The organism is Fulvivirga sp., from assembly GCF_040220315.1.
Classification (GTDB): domain Bacteria; phylum Bacteroidota; class Bacteroidia; order Cytophagales; family Cyclobacteriaceae; genus Fulvivirga.
Genome location: NZ_JAVJUY010000210.1, coordinates 1 through 4228 on the forward strand (window position 1 = coordinate 1; position 4228 = coordinate 4228).

The window sequence follows — 4228 nt, forward strand, 5'->3', positions numbered from 1 at the left end:
AAAAAACGCATTGACGAAGATAACAGAAGCAGCAAAGTCAGGGAAAGGAAATATTCTAGAACTTGCTGTTGATGCCGCAAGGTTGCGTGCAACGTTAGGTGAGATTTCAGATGCTTTAGAAGAAGTATACGGAAGGCATACGGCAACGATCAGGTCAATTTCAGGAGTTTATTCAGGGGAAGTAAAAATGGATGAGAATTTTAAAAAGGCAAAGCAACTGTCGGATGAGTTTGCTTTATTGGAGGGTAGAAGGCCAAGAATAATGGTTGCTAAAATGGGGCAAGATGGCCACGATCGAGGAGCTAAGGTTATCGCAACAAGCTTTGCTGACTTAGGTTTCGATGTTGACATTGGACCTCTCTTTCAAACTCCATCTGAAGTAGCAAAACAGGCAGCTGAAAATGACGTACACGTCATTGGTGCATCCAGTTTGGCTGCGGGCCATAAAACCTTAATACCTGAACTAATTGAAGCCCTGAAAGAATTGGGACGTGATGATATCATGGTGATAGCTGGAGGCGTTATACCTCCAAAAGACTATGATTTCCTGTACAATGCTGGTGTAAGTGGGGTTTTTGGCCCTGGCACAGTTATAGCCGAAGCTGCTATCGATATTTTGAAAAAACTAATTGAATCAGAATAACAAATACTATTTGTAATTTTAAAGTAAATCAACAAAAACCACCATCATGAATAATTTCGTGAAACCATTGATACTTACGCTATGCCTAGGCCTAGCAGTCTCATTTTCATATGGCCAAAAATGGGATAAGTATATTGACAAGGCCGATGAGCAATATGAAGAAGGTGATTACGAGAAGGCAAAAAAAACGCTTGATAAATTTAAAAAGAAGGTCATCAAAAAACTGGGGGCAAATAATGAATATATGCCCGGGTACCATCTCCGTTCTGCCAAGTTTAACCTTGCCTTGGGCTACCTATCAGAATACCAAAATGGAATAGAGAATTCACTTCAGAGTAGCATTTCTGCCAATGGAGAAAATAGTTCTGCCCATGGTCAAAACTTAATAGCTATTGCCGAAATTGTCGCTCATTATGGTAATTATGTTGAATCAAAAAACTATTTAGACAAAGGAATAAAAACACTTCAGGAAACAGATTCCTATGATGAAAATACCAAAGCCAAGACAGAACTGACTACTGCTGAAATACTAACAGGTCAAGGTTATTACACAAAGGCCTTAAAATATATTGAAGAGCATTTAGAATACTTTAGATCGAGGGCGGTTACGAAAGAGAGTTATGTAGATGAAAGTGGAAAACTTAAGACCAGAAAACTTGACGATGGCGAAGTGAAAGAAAGACTTGGGGATTACGCCAACCTTTTAACGCTTAAATCAAATGCTTTACGATTAAAGGGTAGTTTCAAAAGTGCCGATAGTGCCTTTGTACGTTCTGAAGCCTGGATTTCTTCTAACCTTGGCATAAAAGACATAAGGTATGTAAAGAACCAATTTCTACACGGCAAACTACTCGTTGAAAATGGTTTAGATGTAGATAATATGCCTAAAGAGACTAGGTTTGATAAGACACTCGATAAGCTTAAGCGTGATTATGAAGAGTCGCATTATCTGGCTTTTGATTTATATGAAACACTTCTAAAACAATACTTATATACCAATGAAAAAGGAAAATATAAAGGTGTAAAAATAGAATATGAAAAGGCTATAAAAAGGAATTTTAGAAAAACGAGTCTTCATTATCTCAATCTTGAAACCATTGAATTTGATTCCAAATTGACCAAAGACCGCACGCGAAACCTGGAGGCCGAAGCCAATGCTATTCTATCTACTACGCGTGCATTGCCAAAATATCATCAAAAGCGTATAACGCTGTTAGAGTTTCTCTACAGATTGGATATTCAAAAAAGAAATTTCACACATGCAGAGGAGAATCTGAGGGAAATACTTGAAATAGAAAAGAACCTATATGGGGAAGAGTCTCCCGCCTACCATCTGGGAAGATTAGAATTGGCAAATCATTTTGTGGATTATACAGACAATTTCGAAGAAGCAAATAAAATTTATCAAGAAAGCTTCTTCAATATCATCGATAATGAAATTGACACCTGGCATAAAGATTATGTCGAGATTTTAAATCACCTTGCCACCTATTACGAAATTACTGACCAGTACAAATTAGCATCAGAAACGCTTGACAAAGCATTATTTGCGTCACGAGCGAAGTATGACAATCAAGACCCTGATTATGGGGTTGAACTTACCCAAATAGCTGACCTTCAACTAAAACTGGGGCAATATGAAAATGCTGAAAGTAATCTTAATGATGCCGTATCCATTTTGGAATCCGTAAGAAAAGATGAATACCGTGTAGTTGACTATGTAGATGCTTTACAAACACAGGCCAAACTGTTGTCTGTTCAGGGTTTATTTGATGAGGCAGAATCAAATATTAACAACTCAGGCCGATTGTTGAGAAGGGCGCGAGAAACAGTAGTTTATGACGAATTGGCAGCAGGCGAAGAGTTGGCAAGTTTGTATATTACTTTAGGTAAATATTCAGACACCGAAGAACTACTTGATGAATTAATTGCTGGTTATCAGAGCAGGTACGGTTCATCCTCTAGAAGGTTAATAAACCCACTTATTAATAAGGGAAAACTTCAATTAATAAATGGTGATTATCCTAAAGCAGAAAAAACTGCTAAACAAGCCCTGGCTATTGCCAATAATACGTTTGGAGAAAAATCTTCAAAAACAGCGCCTGCACTCAAGCTATTATCAGAAGTTAACTCGAGCATTGGTGATTATGACAATGCAGAAGATAATATCAGAAAAGCCATTGCAATACAACGAGCTCAGTTTGGTAATAATCATGTGGACGTTGCTAAATCATTAACGGATTTAGGTTTAATCAAATTTCATAACGGTCATAACTTAAAGGAGGCCGAAAAAATTATGGAAGAAGCTAAAGATATAATTGCTTCTAAGCTCGGAAATAGAAATCCTACTTACGCCAATATTCTAACTGATTTGGCCAAAGTTTACATATCAGAAAGACGTTATGATGATGCTTTCAACTCACTCACATTAGCAGAAAATATTTGGGTAGCTAAAATAGGTAAGCGTAATAATATCAATGCTGCTGCTATTTACACACTTATTGGCGACATCTATTATCTCCAGAGAAATTATGACCTTGCTGAAGAACAGTATGAAAAGTCGAAAAAGCTCTATGAGCGCTTTTTTAATAGAAACCATCCAGAATATGTGAAGATAATTTCTAAGCTAAGCAAGGTATACTATATGGAGGGTGATACTAAACAATCACTTAAAAATATCGAAGAGGCATTAGCCAATTATCAAATCTTCATAAGAGATTATTTCCCCGCACTTAGTGAAAGGGAGAAGGCTAAGTACTGGAATACCATCAAATCAGATTATGAATTTTACAATACGCTGGCCTTCTCAAACATGAAGGATGACTCGGAATTAGTAGGTGATGTATTTAACAATGCACTGTTAACTAAAGCAATTCTGTTAAACTCATCCATTAAAATCAGGGAAAGGATTTTAAATAGCAACGATGAAGACCTCAAGAACAAATACAACAATTGGATTGAAAAGAAAGAACAATTGACAAATGCGATATCTATGAGTGCGGAGCAACTGGCTGAAAACCAGATAGATCCTGCAGCTCTTAGCAACGAAGTAGAAGCGCTTGAAAAAGAATTAAGCCAGAAATCAGAATTATTCTCGCAGAGCTTCGAGGATAAGAAAATTCAATGGGAAGATGTAAAAACTGTTTTAAAGCCGAATGAAGTAGCTATTGAAATGGTTCGTTTCAGGCACTTTGATCACACATTCACCGACTCAGTAGTGTATGCTGCCATGTATGTTAAGAATGATAAGGATTTTAAAGAGCCGAAAGTAATTCTGATCAATAATGGCAAAGAATTAGAAAACAGGTATTTTAAGAATTACCGAAACAGTATCATCTTTAGATTAAATGATACCTACAGCTATGATCAATATTGGAAACCTATTGAAGAGGTTGTAGGTCAGTTTGCCACCGTATATTTAAGTGCAGATGGCGTATATAACCAAATAAACCTGGAGTCTGTGCCTACTTCTGATGGTAAATATGTAATAGATAAATCCAATATTATTTTAGTAAGTAATACTAAGGACATATACATCCGTCAGGTAAAAACACAGTTGGTGCAAGAAGAAAAAAGAGCTTCTAT

Annotated in this window: 2 protein-coding genes; both read left to right on the forward strand. The window is 36.7% G+C overall.

All coding sequences use genetic code 11. The annotated features are described in order from the left end of the window. On the forward strand, positions 1 to 643 hold a 643-nt coding region (locus tag RLO81_RS10395; protein ID WP_350111082.1), incomplete at its 5' end, for a methylmalonyl-CoA mutase family protein. A 46-nt stretch (positions 644 to 689) separates the two neighbouring features. Beyond that, the coding region (locus RLO81_RS10400) for a tetratricopeptide repeat protein (RefSeq protein ID WP_350111085.1) at positions 690 to 4228 on the forward strand (3539 nt) is incomplete at its 3' end.